The 16,538-nt window shown below is 72.1% G+C and carries 14 protein-coding genes; 12 read left to right on the top strand and 2 right to left on the bottom strand.

Annotation, left to right across the window (positions count from 1 at the left end; genetic code table 11):
- Positions 1-25: 25 nt before the first annotated feature.
- From OG965_RS40590 to OG965_RS40575, 4 genes are all read left to right on the top strand, one after another.
- Entirely contained in the window at positions 26-433 is a 408-nt protein-coding gene (locus tag OG965_RS40590) for a hypothetical protein (RefSeq protein ID WP_331723672.1), read from the top strand.
- Positions 430-624: a hypothetical protein gene (locus tag OG965_RS40585; RefSeq protein ID WP_331723671.1), complete on the top strand. Its 195-nt coding sequence runs from the start codon at positions 430-432 to the stop codon at positions 622-624. The genes OG965_RS40590 and OG965_RS40585 overlap by 4 nt, the downstream gene beginning before the upstream one ends.
- On the top strand, positions 617-1,033 hold the full coding sequence (locus OG965_RS40580) for a hypothetical protein (RefSeq protein WP_331723670.1): 417 nt from the start codon (positions 617-619) through the stop codon (positions 1,031-1,033). The genes OG965_RS40585 and OG965_RS40580 overlap by 8 nt, the downstream gene beginning before the upstream one ends.
- Positions 1,034-1,115: 82 nt before the next feature.
- Positions 1,116-1,700, top strand: coding sequence for a hypothetical protein (locus OG965_RS40575; RefSeq protein WP_331723669.1), 585 nt, complete (start codon positions 1,116-1,118; stop codon positions 1,698-1,700).
- Here OG965_RS40575 and OG965_RS40570 read toward each other — a convergent pair.
- Complete coding sequence (locus tag OG965_RS40570; protein ID WP_331723668.1) at positions 1,697-2,098, bottom strand: hypothetical protein; 402 nt, start codon at positions 2,096-2,098, stop codon at positions 1,697-1,699. The two genes, OG965_RS40575 and OG965_RS40570, sit on opposite strands and share 4 nt — an antisense overlap.
- 33 nt (positions 2,099-2,131) lie before the next feature.
- On the opposite strand from OG965_RS40570, the gene OG965_RS40565 reads away from it, so the two are divergent.
- The 8 genes from OG965_RS40565 to OG965_RS40530 all read left to right on the top strand — a co-directional run bounded on the left by OG965_RS40565 (position 2,132) and on the right by OG965_RS40530 (position 12,151).
- Positions 2,132-3,370: a sporulation protein gene (locus OG965_RS40565; RefSeq protein WP_331723667.1), complete on the top strand. Its 1,239-nt coding sequence runs from the start codon at positions 2,132-2,134 to the stop codon at positions 3,368-3,370.
- Positions 3,371-3,521: 151 nt separating this feature from the next.
- Complete coding sequence (locus OG965_RS40560) at positions 3,522-4,607, top strand: ABC transporter substrate-binding protein (protein WP_331723666.1); 1,086 nt, start codon at positions 3,522-3,524, stop codon at positions 4,605-4,607.
- Between the two features lie 15 nt (positions 4,608-4,622).
- The gene (locus tag OG965_RS40555; RefSeq protein WP_371657228.1) at positions 4,623-5,687 is read left to right on the top strand and encodes a FecCD family ABC transporter permease; all 1,065 of its coding nucleotides are present in this window, start codon (positions 4,623-4,625) and stop codon (positions 5,685-5,687) included.
- Between the two features lie 26 nt (positions 5,688-5,713).
- Positions 5,714-6,517 carry an ABC transporter ATP-binding protein gene (locus OG965_RS40550; RefSeq protein WP_331723744.1) on the top strand — a complete coding sequence of 268 codons (804 nt, stop codon included), beginning with the start codon at positions 5,714-5,716 and terminating at the stop codon, positions 6,515-6,517.
- Complete coding sequence (locus OG965_RS40545) at positions 6,514-7,896, top strand: MFS transporter (RefSeq protein WP_331723665.1); 1,383 nt, start codon at positions 6,514-6,516, stop codon at positions 7,894-7,896. Before OG965_RS40550 ends, OG965_RS40545 begins: the two co-directional genes overlap by 4 nt.
- A gap of 35 nt (positions 7,897-7,931) precedes the next feature.
- Positions 7,932-9,782 (top strand): asparagine synthase (glutamine-hydrolyzing), encoded by a 1,851-nt coding sequence (gene asnB, locus OG965_RS40540; RefSeq protein WP_331723664.1) that lies wholly within the window; start codon positions 7,932-7,934, stop codon positions 9,780-9,782.
- A gap of 12 nt (positions 9,783-9,794) precedes the next feature.
- Positions 9,795-11,063, top strand: coding sequence for a cytochrome P450 (locus OG965_RS40535; protein ID WP_331723663.1), 1,269 nt, complete (start codon positions 9,795-9,797; stop codon positions 11,061-11,063).
- A 149-nt stretch (positions 11,064-11,212) separates the two neighbouring features.
- Positions 11,213-12,151, top strand: a complete 939-nt coding sequence (locus tag OG965_RS40530; protein ID WP_331723662.1) for an isocyanide synthase family protein — start codon at positions 11,213-11,215, stop codon at positions 12,149-12,151.
- A gap of 3 nt (positions 12,152-12,154) precedes the next feature.
- Here the strand turns inward: OG965_RS40530 and OG965_RS40525 are convergent, their stop codons facing one another.
- Entirely contained in the window at positions 12,155-16,525 is a 4,371-nt protein-coding gene (locus OG965_RS40525; protein ID WP_371657218.1) for a trypsin-like peptidase domain-containing protein, read from the bottom strand.
- Positions 16,526-16,538 lie beyond the last annotated feature (13 nt).

The raw sequence follows: 16,538 nt of genomic DNA, 5'->3' as shown, positions 1-16,538 counted from the left end.
GCAACGGAAACGGAGCTGGGGCACCGTGGACACGCACAGCGAAGCGCGACGCATCGGGGCGCAACTCGCCGAGGAGCTGCACTTGGCCTTGCTGGCTCGTGGCTTCTACATCCCGATGGGTGCGGCCGCCCCGATAGGGGGACGGGCGTACGTGGACGTGGAGCCGGTACGGGATGACGTGGCGCACCGGTTGATCGAAGTTCTCGGCCCGCCCTCGCTCACCATGCCGGACTCCGATGACCCGTGGGCAGTCGCGGAGGAGGCGTTGAAGGATCTACGGCGGGCACTGTGCGCCGCGAACATCACCCTCCCTTCCCTGGGGATCGATGGGCCCTGCGGGGCCAACCAGACGGTCCTGGTCGAATTGGGCAACGCCCACCCGGCCGTTGTCCGGCAGCTCGCGCAGACCATCGCGAAGGGCACGGACCGATGAGCGAAACCCAATGGGGAGAGCTGCGCAGACGCATCGCGGCACACGAGCAGCGGTGCGCGGCGGAGTGCGAGTGGCTGGAGGCGGTGGTCCCGAAGATCCAGGCAACAGCCTCCGTGCTCGCCCAGGAACTCGCGGCGGCCTGTGAGCCGGACCAGGCCCAGGCCCAGGCGGAGGACGACGGCCGTGCGTGACACCTACCGGTGCGAGGTCACCGCCTACACCCTGGACTGCTCCCGCGCGTGGGGGCTCGCCCTGGACCACGTGATTACACCGAGGCTGGTTGTCCGCTGGTTATGCGGCCACGCCGCGCATCTCGCGGACCTCATGGACCCGCACCCGATCATCGAATGGTGCCCCGCCGAGGCACTACGCCCCGTATCGCCGAATGTCCCCGACGCGCCGAGCATCCTGCGGCGATGGTGCAGTGACACAGACGAACACGAAGCCGCCGTCGGCCTGTTGAGCGACGGCAGGATCTACACCCTCGGCTGCCACGACGACACGGCCCGATACGCCCTGTCCGCCGTCTCCCTCGCCGTATTACGCAGCCCCAGACGGCACCACATGGCCCCGGCGGGCCGCGCGGCACACACCCCATGAGCCCCCGCCCGCCTGCCCCGTATGACGGCGGTCGGCAGCCGGGCGGGTCCACCGATGCACCCAACCGAAGGAGAGTGCAGCAGTGTCCGTAACGCTAGTACGACCGGCCCCAGAACGGGTCGCGGAGCGAGCACGACAGATCCTGAGCACCGTCGAGGCCGACCCGGAGTACGACCGGCTGCGCACCGCGTGCGCGAAGTACGACGAGGACTGGACCAGCTTCATGGGCTGCGCGCTCGTCGACGGGTTCGACATCGCGCGCGACACCGAGCCCCTGTTCCCCGAGGCCATGCGCGCCATGGCGATCAAGTCCGCTGTCTACGAGATGACCGAGGGCGACGAGGAGGCCGCGGAAGTCCCGGTGGCCATCCCGGTGGACGAGATGATCCACGCGCTCGCCGCGCAGTTCACCGTCCTGTCCCGCATCCAGGAGCGGACCGGGATCAAGTTCGTCCACGCCACCGACCGCGAGGCCATCGGCGAGTGGGACCACGGCGATTACACCCACCAGGTCTACCGGGCCGCGTGGGGGCCGATGAATGAGCGGTACTGGTTCGGCAAGGACGAGACCGCCAAGCGCAGGGCGGCGGTCATCGCGAAGTACGAACCCGTCGGCATCCTCGACGGGGGCCGGCGCTTCGCTCCCGGTTTCGCCACCGCCAGTTAGTTGAGCGCACGGCGCAGCGCCTGGAGCACGTCCACCTGCGGGAACACCCGGGGAATCTCCTCGGCGGCTTGCTCGATGAGTAGTTCCAGCACGCCGGGCGCTGCGCTGTGCATCACCTCGTACAGATACGCATCGAGCCGGGCCGGGCTGTCCGGCAGCTTCAGCTCCACCGTGAACGGGATGCCGTCGGTCTTGTACCTGCCCGCCGGCAGCCCCACCTTGTGCGGGTGCACGCAGACCGGCACACCGGCCGCCGTGTACCGGTGGCCATCGACGGGATCGAACGGAGCCTCCGCACACGGTCGCTCGAACACGTCGAACTCACCGAGCGGGAATCGGCGTGAAGGGCAGATGCCACATGACGGGTGCTCGCCACCGGTGACGAAAGCGTCAGCCATGCGCGGCAGCGTAGCGTCCTCCCCGCATGCAGTGTGTACGGCAACGGCAACCCGCCCCAGACGGCGCACCCGGAGCTCCTGGCCGTACGCGAGCTCCTGGAAGCGGTGTACGGCCGGCCCGTCAACCTGGGCGAGATCGGTATGGGCGAGGCGGAGACAATCGACGCGGATGTGGGGTTGGATTTCCCGCGAGACCCCGCCGACGCCGTCCGCGTCGCCACTTCGTTCTGGAGCTCCGTGAACCGCCGCGACTTTCTGGCCGGATCCGGCTTCGCCGCCTCCGCCTTCACGACCCCCGTCACCAGATGGCTCGTCACCCCCGCCGACGAGACCGCCGACCACAAGGGCGGCCGACAGGTCGGCCGGGCCGACCTCGACGAACTGCGCGCGGCCGCCGACGACGCCCGCCACTGGGACTCCAAATACGGCGGCGGGAACTGGAAGGCCAACTCCGTAACCGGCTGCCTCGACCACCGCGCCGGCCCACTGCTGCAAGGCAGCTTCTCGGACGGGATCGGCCGCGAACTCTTCTCTGTGACCGCCGAGTTGTCCCGCCTCGCGGGCTGGACGGCCTTCGACGTCGGTCAGCATGACGCCGCCCAGCGTCACTTCATCCAGGCCCTCCGTCTGGCCCGCGCCGGCGGCGACGTGCAGCTGGGCTGCTATGTGCTGACCACCATGGCCATGCAGAGCCTGATGCGGGGCTTCGCATCCGAGGCGGTGGACATGGCCCAGGGCGCCTTCGAACGGGCCAAGGGCCAGGCCGTCCCCAGGGTGCTGGCGTTCACCAAGCTCATCGAGGCCCGAGCCCATGCCCGGGAGAACGACGCCAGGGCCGCCTCGCGGGCCCTGAAAGGCTCCGAGGACCTCCTGAGCCGGGCGAAGGACGACAGCGGCGACGAGCCCGCCTGGATCGACTTCTATCACCACGCCCGCCTCTCCGCAGACGCCGCCGAAGTCTTCCGCGACCTGAAGAACCCCAAGGCCGCCCTCGGCTGGAACCAGCAGGCCGCCGCCATGCCGCCCGGAGTGTTCACCCGCTCTGTCGGCATGCGACTCGCCATCGTCGGAACCGCCCACCTTCAGGCCCGCCACCTCGACCACGGTCTTGAGTTCGGCAACCGGTCCGTCGACATCCTCGCGCGCGTCCAGTCCTCGCGGGCCAAGGATTACGTGCGTGAGTTCAACGCGGCCCTCGCCCCCTGGCGGCGGGAGCCGGCCGTGCGCGAGTTCGTCCAGCGGACCCGCAAGGAACTCGGTGTCGCCGCCTGACGGCCGTAACCCGCCATCGCACGGTCGCCCCCTTTCCCGCACTCCCCACCAAAGATCACATCCGCCAGGAACTCAACCGCGCCCCGCGTCGACTACTGGGAACGGGCGCGGCAGTGGCCGCCCTCGTACCAAGTGGACCTGGAGTGTTTCGATGCGTTCTCGCGTGTGGTGGCCTACGACGGCCGTGGTGCTCGGCCTCCTCGCGGCGGGGTGTGGCGATGGCGACAAGGACAAGGGCGCCGACAAGGACAAGGCGGCCGCCGCCGGGGCCTCCGTCTCCGGGGCCGGGTACCCCGTCGGCGTCACCGACTGCATGGGCGCCAAGACCACCTTCGCCGCCGCCCCGAAGAAGATCGTCACCAGTAACGCGGCGGGACTTGAGCTGCTGCTCCGGCTCGGCGCCGGGGACAAGGTCATCGGTACCGGCTTCCCGCCCGGCAAGGGCACCCTGCCCGCCGAGCTCGACGCGCAGGCGCAGCAGGTCAAGGTCCTCGGCAAGATGGTCATCCCGAAGGAGAAGCTGCTCGGGTCCGGCGCCGATCTGTACATCGACACCTTCGCCTCCATGGGCGGCATGGGTGGCGGCATGGGCGACACCCCCACCGACGCCGAGTACAAGGCCGCCGGGATCAAGCACGTCTTTCTGAAGTCCACCGCTTGCGCGGCCAACCGTAAGAGCCCCGTTACCGATCTCTCCGCCGTCCAGGACGACATCACCTCCCTCGGCGCCGTCACCGGCACCTCCGCCAAGGCCAAGGAACTCGTCGATGGCATGAAGAAGACCGTCGACGGTGTCCAGGCCGCCGTCCAATCAACCCCCGAGGCCTCCCGGCCCACCTACTTCTTCTTCGACTACGACGCCGGCACCAAGCAGCCCTCCGTCGTCTGCAACCGCCAGGTCGCCCACGCGGTGATCACCCTCGCGGGCGCCCGCAACGCCTTCGGCGACTGCGACGGCGACTTCAAGCAGGTCGGCTGGGAAGACGTCATCGCCAAGAACCCGGACTGGATCCAGCTCGGCGTACGCGACCGGGGCAGCGAGGCCGCCAACAAGGCGGCGTTCGACGAGGCGCAGAAGTGGCTCCAGGACAACGCAGCCACCAAGGGCCTGAAGGCCGTCAAGGAAGGCCACTTCGTACGCATCGGCTCCGAGCGGACCACCATCGCGGGCGTCGGCAACGCCGACACCGTCCGGGAGATCGCCAAGACGATCTATCCCGGCAAAAAGGTCGGCTGAGCCGCCGTGGTGTCCCTGCTGGCCGCGCGCAAGAGCGCCTCCCCGGACTCCCGCAAGGGCGTCAGCGCCCCCACCCTCGCCGTCGTCCTCTCCCTCGCCCTCCTCGCCGCCCTCACCGCCGCCGTGTCCTGGGGCTCGACCTCCATCCCGCCCGGCGAGGTGTGGGGCGTGGTGTGGCGCAGACTGTCCGGGGACGCGCCCCGGCCGGGCACCGACGACCTGATCGTGTGGCAGCTGCGGGTGCCGCGCGCGCTGCTCGCCGCGTTCGTCGGCGCCGGGCTCGGCGTCGTCGGTACGGCGGTCCAAGCCCTCGTACGCAATCCGCTCGCCGACCCGTACCTCCTCGGCATCTCCAACGGCGCCTCGCTCGGCGCGGTCGCCGCCATCGTGCTCGGGGCCGGGGCGGGCGGGGCGCTCGGGCTCGGGCTGTCGGGCGCGGCGTTCGCGGGCGCGCTCGCGACGTTCGCGCTGGTGTGGGCCGTGGCCCGGCGCGGCGGCGGGTTCGCGCCGCTGCGGCTCGTCCTGGCCGGGGTGGCCATCGGGCAGTTCCTGTCCGGCTTCACCAGCTACCTCGTCCTCCAGGCCGGGGACGAGCAGCAGACCCACAGCGTGCTGTTCTGGCTGATGGGGAGTCTGAGTGGGGCCACGTGGACGCTGCTCGCCGTTCCCGCCATCGCCGTTCCGCTCGCGCTGTTGATCCTCCAGGCCCGCGCCCGGGGCCTGAACGCGCTGCTGATGGGCGACGAGACGGCGGCCGGGCTCGGCATCGACGTCGTACGGCTGCGACGCGAACTGTTCCTGGTCACCAGCGTGCTCACCGGCGTCCTGGTGGCCGTCTCGGGGGCCATCGCCTTCGTCGGGTTGATGGTTCCGCATGTGTGCCGTCTGCTCATCGGCGGTGACCATCGGCGGCTGCTGCCGCTGTCGGCGCTCATGGGCGCACTGCTGCTCGTGGTCGTCGACACCGTGTGCCGTACGGCCATGGACGCGCAGGAGCTGCCCGTCGGCGTCGTCACCTCACTGATCGGCGCTCCGGCGCTGCTGTATCTGCTGGACCGGCGGCTGGGGAGCGAGAGTTGAGCACCGAGAGCACTGAACATCGGCAGTTGAGGATCGACGTCGAGGATCTGCACGTCGCCTACGGCGGTCGTACCGTCGTCTCCGGCGCGCATCTGCTCGCCGCCGAGGGCGAGATCACCGGCCTGGTCGGGCCCAACGGCAGCGGCAAATCGACACTGCTGCGGACCGTTTACCGGCATCTGAAGCCGTCCGCCGGGCGGGTGCTGCTCTCCGGCACCGATCTGCGCGAGCTGAGCCCCGTACAGGCGGCCCGGCACATCGCCGCGCTGCCGCAGGAGCGCGGCGGTGACTTCGAGTTGAGCGTGCGCGAGGTCGTCGCGATGGGCCGCACCCCGTACAAGCGGGCCTTCGCCGCCGAGGACTCCACCGACGCGGACATCGTGGCGCGCGCCCTCGCCGACGTCGGCATGGACGGCCACGCGGGGCGCCGCTTCACCGAGCTGTCCGGTGGCGAGCGTCAGCGTGTGCTGCTTGCCCGGGCCTTCGCCCAGCAGCCGGACGTCCTGGTCCTGGACGAGCCGACCAACCACCTCGACGTACGCCACCAGGTCGAGCTCCTCGCGCTGCTGCGGGCCCAGGGGCGTACCACCCTCGTCTCGCTCCACGACCTCAACGCCGCTGCCTCCGTCTGCGACCGGCTGCACGTCCTGCACGCGGGGCACGTCGTCGCGTCCGGCGCGCCCCGCGAGGTGCTCACGCCCGCGCTGATGGCCGAGGTGTTCGGGGTGCGCGCGGCCGTCGTCGACCATCCGCTGACCGGTGACCCGCTGATCGCCTTCGACCACCGGGCCCCGGCGGACACGGTCGCGGACGTGGAGGTGACGGTATGAGCCGCACACCTGACGCACCTCCGGTCGACCGGTGGTCCCTCGTCGCCGTCGCCGGTCTGCTCTCGTTCGTCGCGATGCTCGACATGAACATCGTCAACGTGGCCCTGGCCGACATATCCAGCGGCCTCGACGTGTCCGCCGCCACCGCCCAGTGGGCGGTCCTCGGCTACCAACTCCCCGTCGTCGCCCTGCTGTTGCCCGTCGGGCGCTGGCTGGACGGGGTCGGCCCGCGCCCGGCCCTGCTGACCGCGACCTCCGGGTTCGCGGTGTGCAGCGCGCTGGCCGCGCTCTCGCCGTGGGCGGCCTGGCTGATCGCCGCCCGGGTCGGGCAGGGCGCGTTCGGGGCGGTGCTGTTCGTGCTGATGCCCGTCCTCGCGATGCGGTCGGTACGGCCCGAGTTGCGCGCGCGGGCGATGAGCGTGCCCGCGACGCTGGGCCCGCTCGGCGCGGTGACCGGGCCCGCCCTCGGCGGGCTCCTCCTGGACCACCTCGGCTGGCGAGCCGTGTTCCTCGTCAAGATCCCCGTCTGCGTACTGGCGCTGGCCGTCGCGTACAAGGCGATGCCGAAGGACGGGCGTCTGCACCGGCCCGACCGGCGCTCGGCGGCCGACGCGCTGCTCGTCGGTACGGGGGTCACCGTCCTGCTGCTGACGCTGACCCTGGCCTCCTCGCACGGCTCGTGGTGGCTGGCCGCCGCGCTCGCCGCCGTACCGCCGCTGTGGTGGTGGCTGCGCGGGCCCGGCGGGCGGCCGGTGACCGGCGCGCTGCGCGCCTCGGGGCTGTACCGGGCGCACGGCGCGGTCCTGGCCCTCGCGGCCGGATTCGCCGCCATGCACTACGTGGTCGCCCTGCACCTCCAGCGCGACGACGGCTTCAGCGCCACCTCCACCGGGCTCACCGTGCTCGCGTTCCCGCTCGGCATGGGCCTCGCCGGACCGCTCGGCGGACGCCTCGCCGACAAGTACGGCGCCCGCCAAGTGGCCGCCGCAGGCGCCGTGATCACCGCCGCCGGGCTGCTGCTGCTCGTCCCGCTGGGCGACGACTGGTCCGTGCCGGACGTGGCCTGGCGCCTGGCGCTCGCGGGCCTCGGCATGGGCCTGAACGGCGGTCCCACGCAGGCGCTGGTCATGGGCGCCGCCGTGCCCGAGCTGGCCGCCACCGTCGGCTCGGCCGTGCAGCTCGCCCGCAGCCTCGGCTTCACCCTCGGCCCGGCCCTGGCCACCGCCGCGTGGGGGCTTGCCGGGGACGGGGACGGCGTACGGGCCGGGCTCGCGCTCGCCGCCGTCGCCGCCTGCCTGGCCGTGCCGTTGCTGGCCGTGCCGGTCCGGCTCCCCCTGAAGGCGCAGAGCACCGACCCGGTGCCCGCCGCCCGGCCCTGACCGCCCATCCCTAACCCTGACCCTGGAGTTGCCCCATGTGCGGAATCACCGGCTGGGTGTCCTTCCACCGCGACACCCCTGGCACCCGTGGCACCCGCGACCGGACCCGCGTCATCGAGGCCATGACCGCCGCCCTCACCCCGCGCGGCCCCGACGCGGGCGGTGTCTGGCTCGACGAGCACGCCGCGATCGGCCACCGGCGCCTGTCCGTCATCGACCTGGCGGGCGGCGTCCAGCCGATGCCCGACCGGCCCGACGCCCCCACCGCCGTCCTCTCCTACAGCGGCGAGGTCTACAACCACCACCAACTGCGTACGGAACTACGGCAGTTGGGGCACACCTTCCACACGCGCAGCGACACCGAGGTGGTGCTGCGCGCCTACGCCCAGTGGGGCGAGTCGCTGGCCGACCACCTCGACGGCATGTTCGCCTTCGCCGTCTGGGACGCCCGCGAGCAGCGCCTGCTCCTGGTCCGCGACCGACTCGGCGTCAAACCGCTGTTCTGGGCGGCCGTCGACGGCGGCCTGGCCTTCGCCTCCGAACCCAAGGCGCTCTTCTCCCACCCGGAGATACACCCCCGGGTGGACGCCGACGGCCTGCGCGAGGCGTACAGCCTGCTCTTCAACACCGGCCCCACGGTGTGGTCGGGCGTACGGGAGGTCGAGCCCGGCGGGCTGCTCGTCCTCGACCGGAACGGCATCCGCGAGCGCCGCTACTGGCAGCTGGAGGCCGGGGTGCACGGCGACGACCGGGACACCGCCGTCGACCGCGTCCACCACCTGGTGAGCGGGGCCGCCCGCGCCCAGCTGGAGGCCGACGTCCCGCTGTGCAGCCTGCTGTCCGGCGGCATCGACTCCACCGTCCTGACCGCCCTGCTCGCCGACGAACTGCGCCTGCGCGAGGGCCCGGACGCCCGTATCCGCTCGTACGCCGTCGACTACAGCGACCAGGCCGAGCAGTTCACCGGCGATGTGCTGCGCACCGGCCACGACACCCCGTACGCCATCGAGGCGGGTGCCCACATCGGCACCGACCACAGCACGGTCGTCCTCGACCCGCGCGCCCTGCTCGACCCCGAGCACCGCAGGGCGGTCGTGGTGGCCCGCGATTCGCCCATCGGCGTCGGCGACATGGACACCTCGCTGTACCTCCTCTTCGGGGAGATACGCCGCCACTCCACCGTCGCCCTGTCCGGCGAGGCGGCGGACGAGGTGTTCGGCGGCTACCCCTGGTTCCACAACCCCAAGGCGCTCGCCGCGAACACCTTCCCCTGGCTCCTGGTCACCGGCGACGAGGCGGCGATGCCGCTCAACCCGGATCTGGGCCTGCGTATCGGGGAGTTCCGCGACGATACGTATCGCAGTGCGCTGGCCGCCGTGCCGCACGCGGAGGGCGAGAGCCCCGAGGAGCACCGCCAGCGCGAGATGCAGCACCTGTCGCTGACCCGCTGGCTGCGCCAGCTCCTGCACCGCAAGGACCGGCTCAGCATGGCGCAGGGCCTGGAGGTGCGGGTGCCCTACTGCGACCACCGGCTCGTCGAGTACGCCTTCGCCACCCCGTGGGCGCTGAAGAGCTTCGACGGCCGCGAGAAGAGCCTGCTGCGCGCGGCGGGCGCGGGCCTCGCCCCCGAGTCGGTGCTGTGGCGGCCCAAGAACCACTACCCGGCCACCCACCACCCCGACTACAACCGCGGGCTGCAGAACATGGCCCGCGACGCGCTGAACGCGTACGGCGGCCGGGTCCGCGACCTCGCCGACGAGACGCAGATCAAACCGTTCCTCGACACCCCGCCCGAGCAGTTGCAGTGGGGCCACCGGCTCCGCCTCGAACGTGTCGTCGACCTCGCCCTGTGGCTGGAGCACCACCAGCCCGAACTCGCCCTCTGAGGAGCGCCTTTCATGACCATCCAGGAACCGCTGCCGGTCGCTGAGGCCGGTGGGGACGCCGCCGAGCCCGTCGTCCCGCTCATGGGCTGCCCGTACAAGCGCGACCCGTACCCGCTCTACGAGCAGATGCGCGAGGACGGGCCGATCCACCGCGTCCTGTTCCCCAGCGGGGTGAACGCCTGGCTCGTCACCGGGTACGAGGCCGCGCACTCGGCGCTGAACGACGATCGCCTGGGCAAGAACCACGACCGGGGCAACGACCGCTGGCGGGCCCGCGCCTCGATCATGCCCGAGCCGCAGCACTCCCAGCTCCAGGTCCACCTCCTGCACCAGGACCCGCCCCGGCACACCCGGATGCGGCGCTTCGTGACGGACGCGTTCACCCCGCGCCGCGTCGACGCGCTGCGGCCCCGCTTCCAGGAACTGGCCGACGCCCTCGTCGACGCCCTGCCCGAGGAGGGCCCCGCCGACCTCGTCGCGGGCTTCGCCGCCCACTTCCCCTTCCAGGTCCTCGCGGAGACCATCGGGCTCCCGGCGGAGCTGGCCGCCCGCTTCGACCGCGACTGGGGCAAGGTCGTCCAGCCGGTCGGCCCCACCGACCCGGGGCGGCCGATGTACGAGGCGCGGCTGCACGGCCTGCAGAGCTACATAGCCGAGGTCGTCGCCCACAAGCGCGAGGACGCGGGCGGCGACCTGCTCAGCCGTCTGGTGGTGGCCCGCGACGAGGGCGAGCTCACCCCGGAGGAACTGGACTCCATGATCTTCCAGCTCCTGGTCGCGGGCCAGGAGCCGGTCACCAACCAGATCACCACCGCGCTGATCGCGCTGCTGCGCCACCCGGACCAGCTGGCCCGGCTGCGCGACGACCCGGCGCTGCTGCCCCGCGCGGTCGAGGAACTCCTGCGCTACGACAGCGCCTTCGAGCTCACCACCTGGCGCTTCCTCGCGGAGGACAGCGACCTGCACGGCACGGTCGTACCCGCCGGGGACTCGGTGATCGTCTCCCTGTGCGCCGCCAACCGCGACCCGCGCCGCTTCGAGGACCCCGACGCGCTCGACCTCGACCGCTCCCCCAACCCCCACCTCGCCTTCGGCCACGGCATCCACTTCTGCCCCGGCGCCGCGCTGGCCCGGGCCGAACTCCAGATCGCCCTAGGCACGGTACTGACCCGGCTGCCGGGGCTGCGGCTCGCCGTAGCGGACGAGGACCTGGAGTGGATCCAGGCGGTGCTTGGCCGGGGGACGGCGCGGCTGCCGGTGACGTACGAGCGCCGGGTCTGACAGCTGACCAACCCCTGACAGCTGATCCCCCGGAGTCGCCGGGGGATCAACCTCACCCCAGTACTACGGCGCCCGGCACACGGCCGAGGCGCCATACCGCCATGCCCGCATGCCCCGACACACCCACCACGCCCTCATGGAGAAACCCCATGCCGCTGACGACCGCACCGGACCCCGTCTCCACGAGCCTGAGCGCCTCGATTCTGAACCTGCTGCTGCCACACCACCGCACGACGGACGACCACCGCGAATCTGCGGCCGACGCGGAGTCCTTCCCCCACCAACTACGCCAAATATCGGCCTACGTACGAGCCAACGCCCCCGTCGTCTTCACCCTGCCCGGCTTCCCCTGCAAGTCCCCCAACCCGGCCAAGGTCCTCGGCCACCTCCCCGACCAGGGCGAACGCCTCTCGCTCCGGTTCCTCGACTCCCTGTGCAGAGACATCGGCCGGATATACCCACCGGGTGCCCGTATCGTCATCTGCTCCGACGGCCATGTCTTCGGGGACCTCGTCCACGTCCCCGACGACCACATCGACGCGTACGCCGACGAACTGCGCACGCTCATCGCCGCGTCAGGCCTGGACCGGCTCTCCGTCTTCGACCTGCGCGACGTACTCGGCGATTTGTCGCACACCGACAAACGCACCCACGTCCACGACCGCTACGCCCCGAGCGTGGAGACCCTGCGCGCCGAGGTCCGTACGGACGAGCACACCCTCGCCCTCTACCGGGGCATCACACGCTTCCTGGTGGAGGACACGGCGGGCTTCACCGGAACACGGTCGGCCCTCCAGCGCGAATGCCGCGTACGGGCGTACGGCGTCATCCAGCGCAGCCGCGCCTGGGGCGACCTGATCGCCGACCACCACGCCCGTGCCGTACGCCTGTCCATCCACCCACAGCCGGTCGGCGCCCCCAAGTTCGGCATCCGCCTCCTGGACGCACCCGACGCCTGGACCACCCCGTGGCACTCGGCGGCGCTGCGGCGCGCGGACGGCACGTGGACCCTGATGCCGAGCGCGGCGGCGGCCCGGCTCGGCCACCTGGTCCACCAGGACGGCCGGCCGAGCCACTTCGAGGCGTAGGCCTCACCCGGTGGGCGCCGGGCAGATCCGCTTCGGCAGGCCGCCCGACAGGCTCCGGCGCTCCTCCGGGTCGAGGTCGCGGCCCAGGACCTTGCACACGCGGGTCTTCCAGCGGTCGGGGTCGAGGCGGAGCAGGTCCACCCGCGAGTCCTGGCCGACCCGCAGCAGCGCCTTGGCGTCCGGGGAGCCCGCGACGTAGGTCTGGGATTCGTCGAAGTCGTACGACTGGGCCCGGCCGGGGTCGGACGGCTGGAGGAAGCGTACGGAGGTGTCGTTGGCCAGGAAGAATTCGGAGGTGTCGCCCACGAATCCGGCCTTGAAGCCGTCGAACCGCTTCAGCGGGCCGATCGGCCCGTACACCTTCTGCGGGTCTCCGCCGGTCCGTACCGACCACAGTTCCACCATGTCGCCGCCCGTGCGCACCGCCGCGTACCGTCCGCTGCTGTCGAAGCCCGCGTCGATCACGTCCGGTCCCAGGCGAAGTCTCTTGTCCTCGCGGCCCGTTCGCAGGTCGACGAGGTGTACCTCCCGGTCTCCGGGGATGATGATTTGTACGTGGCCCGGCTCGGGGTGGCGGAACAGCCTGAACTTGGGGTGCTTGTCCTTGCTCACCCCCGTGTCGCCCACCTCGAACGGTTGCGACAAACGCTTTCCGGTGCGGGCGTTCCAGTGCTCGACCAGGCTGCCGGAGACGGTGACGAGTTCGTCGGTGGTGGTGAACACGTACTCCACCTGCTCGGGCTTGCCGTCCTTGTCGAGGGGCGGCTCGGCCGTGCTGATCCGCGCCACCTCGCGCAGGGTGGAGGTGTCCCGGATCATCACCGTGGTGCGGCCGACGAGGTCGGCCAGCAGTGTCTGTGCCCGGTTGACCTTCACATCGCCCGGCGGCTGTGGGGACGTCGCCGGGTCGCGTGTCACCTCGGCCAGGCGGCGCGGCGGGCCGGGGCCGTCGAACGACTCCTCGGTCGTGTCCAGCAGCACCAACTGCTCGCCTTTCTTGCCCACGTGGGCAAGCATCCTGTCGCCGCTGCCGAGCAGCACCGGCGTGCTGGAGATATCGGTGGTGTCCATGCCCAGCGACCACCCGGTGACGGCGGCGGCCTTGTCGTCCTCGCCCCAGGCGACCATGGTGAAGGCGGGCTCCTGGCCGAGGAGTCGCATGTTGGTGAGGGACGAGACCCGAGGGCCGAGCAGCGGCTTCATCTCCCTGCCCGGGCGGGTGTCGATGAGGTGCCAGCCGCCGGCCTGGTGCACCGCGTACTGCGTCCCCGTACGGTCGATGGCCAGGCCGTGGCAGGGCGAGTCTGCGGTGTGGCTGTGGATCTGGCGGCCGTCCGCGACCCGGATGGCCTGGTAGGTGGGGGTGCTCACGGTGGCGCCCGCCCGGCAGACGACGAGGACGCCGCCGTCGCCGGACAGGCCGAGCTGTACGACGCCCCCGTCCGTACTGGCCCGTTCCACCAACTGGCGTGTCTTTCCCGTGGCGATGTCGACCGCCACCATCGTCGACTCCTGGAGCGAGGGGCCGGGCCGCTGGGTCACCAGGGTGTTCTCGTCGGGGCCGTACCAGACCGCCTGGATCTTGGACCCGGACGGTGGCAGTTGCCGTCGCTCTTTCGTACGCAAGTCCCACAGCCACAGCCGCCCGTCGGCGTCCCTCGCGACCGCCCGGGCACCGCTCGGGGACAGGGCCGCGAAGCCGACCGAGCCCACGAACCCCAGCCGCTCGGGGGTCTTGAAGGCGCCGGGGATCGGTCGCGCGGGCCCCACCAGGTGCTCCGCTTCCCGAGCCACCGGATTCACCTCGTGCCACGACAGCGTGCCGTCCTTCTCCCCCAGGTAGGCGACCCGTCGGCCGTCCCCGCTCACCATCGGCGCGCCGACCTTGCCCGGCAGCGGTGTGCGCAGCACCCTGCCCCGGGCCCGTACGAACAGCGTCGCGCGGCCCGCCTTGGTCGTCACCAGCGTCACCGTGCCGTCCGCGCTCATCGCGACCGCGTCGATCTTCCCCTGAGTGCCCGTCAGCACCCAGTCCGCGTTCCTGAACTGGTCGTACCGGCGCAGCAGCGCGCTGCGGGCCTCCTGTGTGGGGGCGATTTCGTACGCGGCGATCGCGGCCAGGGCGGCCTGTCCCGGGTCGGTCTGGGTGAGGTCGCGCGACATGCTGGCCAGGGAGCGCGAGCGGGCCTCCGCCCGGCGCTGGTCGCTGACCCGCGACTGGTAGACCAGGAAGGTGCCGAGCCCGGCGATCAGCGCGAGCACCAGGGCGGCGGCGGTCCAGGCTGCGCGCAGCCGGGTGCGACGGGCACGGTGGCGGCGGCGGGCGAGGGCGAGGAACTCCCGTTCCTGCTCGCTCAGTTCGCGCTCCCGCCCGCCGCCCAGCCAGTGCTCGGTTGCCGCGAGCTGGCGCGCGCCGGGCAGCAGGTCGGCGGTCCGGCCACCCCGTTCCCAGCGCCGGCGGTCGTGGACCAGTTCCGCCCGGCCCGCCAGGAACTCGCCGTCGGCCTTGACCTGCTGCCGCAGCGCGGGCCAGGCCGTGACCAGCGCCTCGTGGGCGAGTTCGGCGGTCTCCGGCTCCTCCTCGCCGCCGTGCAGCACGAGCAGGCGCCGCTCGGCGAACGCCCGCGCCAGCGCCCACCGCTCCTCGCCCGCCTCCTGCCGGGTGAGTCTGCGGCGCAGCGGGGTCTCGCTGCCGGGGTGCACCCGGACCAGGCCGGTGAGCAGCCGCAGCGCCTCGGGCTCCGTCCCCGGGTCCACGATGTCGCGCCAGGCCCGCTCGGAGTGGAGCTCAAGCGCGCCGCGTACGCCGCCCATCTCCTCGTACGCCGCCGAGCGCAGCCGTCCGGTGGCCCGCCGCTCCCACAGCTGTTCCAGTACGAAGCCGAGCAGCGGCAGGATCCCCGGCTCGCCGCCCGCGTCGTCCAGGATGCGCTGCTCCAGGCCCGGGTCGTACGCGACGGCCGGGACGCGTTCCAGCGGCCGGACGACGACGTCGCGGAGCTGGTCGCGGGACATCGGCGTCAGCGGGAGCGTGGCGCCGCCGCGCAGCGCGGGGCCCAGGCGCGGGTGTTTGAGCGTCGCGTCCATGAAGTCGGAGCGCAGGGTGAGCAGGACGCGCGAGCCCGGTGCGGGGTGTGCGGGAAAGAGCAGGTCGGCGGCTTGGGCGAGCTCGTCCTCGGTGCGGTCGAGGAGGGCCTCGGCCTGGTCGAGGACGATCAGGAGCCTGCCGGACGGGCTGCCCGTAGCCCGGTGGAGGGTGTCGGCGAGGCCCAGCGAGGCGAGCCAGGTCTCGATCTGGTCGGCGCCGGAGGCCCGGGCGGGCAGCCCGTACCGCCCGGAACGTATCTGCTCGTACAGCTCGGTGGCGATCGCGGCCCGGGGGGAGGCGATGCGCCCGGCGTTCACCACCAGCACGTCGTATCCGGCCTGCCGCATCCGGGGGGCCACTCCGGCCAGGGCCAGCGACGACTTGCCCGAGCCGGAGGGCCCGTACAGCGTGACAGTCTGGTGCTCGCCCCGCAGGGCCCGGACCACTTCTTCGATGTCGTCGTCCCGGCCGAAGTAGACGTCCGCGTCGCTTTCCTGGAACGTGGCGAGCCCCCGGAACGGCGGGGCTGGGCTGATGACGGCAGCGAGCGCGGGCACCTCCCTGAGCAGGGTGCGGGTGCTGAGCACGAAGGCCTGCTGGGCGTCCTGTTCGGGCTGGGCGGCCACCACGAGGCCGACGGCGGCGCCGAGTTCGTTGTCCCAGACGGGGCTGCCGCTGAACCCCCGTCTGACGTGGGCGCTCTGCCCGTCGGCCCGGGAGAGCTGGATCCAGCCCTCGCTGGTAGCCCCGCTGAACTTCCCCCGGAACCACACCTCGCCCGGCTCCCCGCCGGTGAAACCGACGGCGCGAGCCCCGTGCTCCCAGACGGTGTCGGGGTCGGCCATCGGGAGGGGCGAGGCGCCGGGGACGGGCTCGGGCAGGCGGAGGACGGCTATGTCTCCGGTGCGGTCGGGGCGGATCGGTATCCAGTGCTCGACGACGGCGGTGACGGTGGGGGTGGGGGTAGGGGTAGGGGTGGCGGTTCGGGGCCGGTCGGGGGCCGGGGTGCCGTCGTTTGGACCTGCCGCCCCGGCCCCGTTCCCGGTCCCGGCCCCGTTCCCCGACCCGTTCCCGGCCAGCGGGAAGTCGACGGTGAGCTCGGCTCCGGCCGCCACGTCCTCCTGACGGGGCCGCCCCAGCGCGTCCGAGACCACATGGGCGCAGGTCACCACCAGATCGGGTGCGACGAGGGCGCCCGCGCCGCAGACCGCGCCGCCGCGCCCCGAGATCCGTACGACCGTCGAGGCCAGCACCTCGTCCGCACTCCGTGACTGAGCCCCCGTCACCACGTCCTCCGCA

It is taken from the genome of Streptomyces sp. NBC_00224 (genome assembly GCF_041435195.1).
Classification (GTDB): domain Bacteria; phylum Actinomycetota; class Actinomycetes; order Streptomycetales; family Streptomycetaceae; genus Streptomyces.
The sequence above is the reverse complement of the archived record's forward strand: the minus strand, read 5'-3'. Positions and strand labels throughout refer to the sequence as shown.

Bases quoted from the DNA above. Each gene is read 5' to 3' on its own strand.
- OG965_RS40585 (WP_331723671.1), top strand. From the start codon at position 430: ATGAGCGAAACCCAATGGGGAGAGCTGCGCAGACGCATCGCGGCACAC.
- OG965_RS40530 (WP_331723662.1), top strand. From the start codon at position 11,213: ATGCCGCTGACGACCGCACCGGACCCCGTCTCCACGAGCCTGAGCGCC.
- OG965_RS40545 (WP_331723665.1), top strand. From the start codon at position 6,514: ATGAGCCGCACACCTGACGCACCTCCGGTCGACCGGTGGTCCCTCGTC.
- asnB (WP_331723664.1), top strand. From the start codon at position 7,932: ATGTGCGGAATCACCGGCTGGGTGTCCTTCCACCGCGACACCCCTGGC.
- OG965_RS40560 (WP_331723666.1), top strand. From the start codon at position 3,522: ATGCGTTCTCGCGTGTGGTGGCCTACGACGGCCGTGGTGCTCGGCCTC.
- OG965_RS40535 (WP_331723663.1), top strand. From the start codon at position 9,795: ATGACCATCCAGGAACCGCTGCCGGTCGCTGAGGCCGGTGGGGACGCC.
- OG965_RS40570 (WP_331723668.1), bottom strand. From the start codon at position 2,098: ATGGCTGACGCTTTCGTCACCGGTGGCGAGCACCCGTCATGTGGCATC.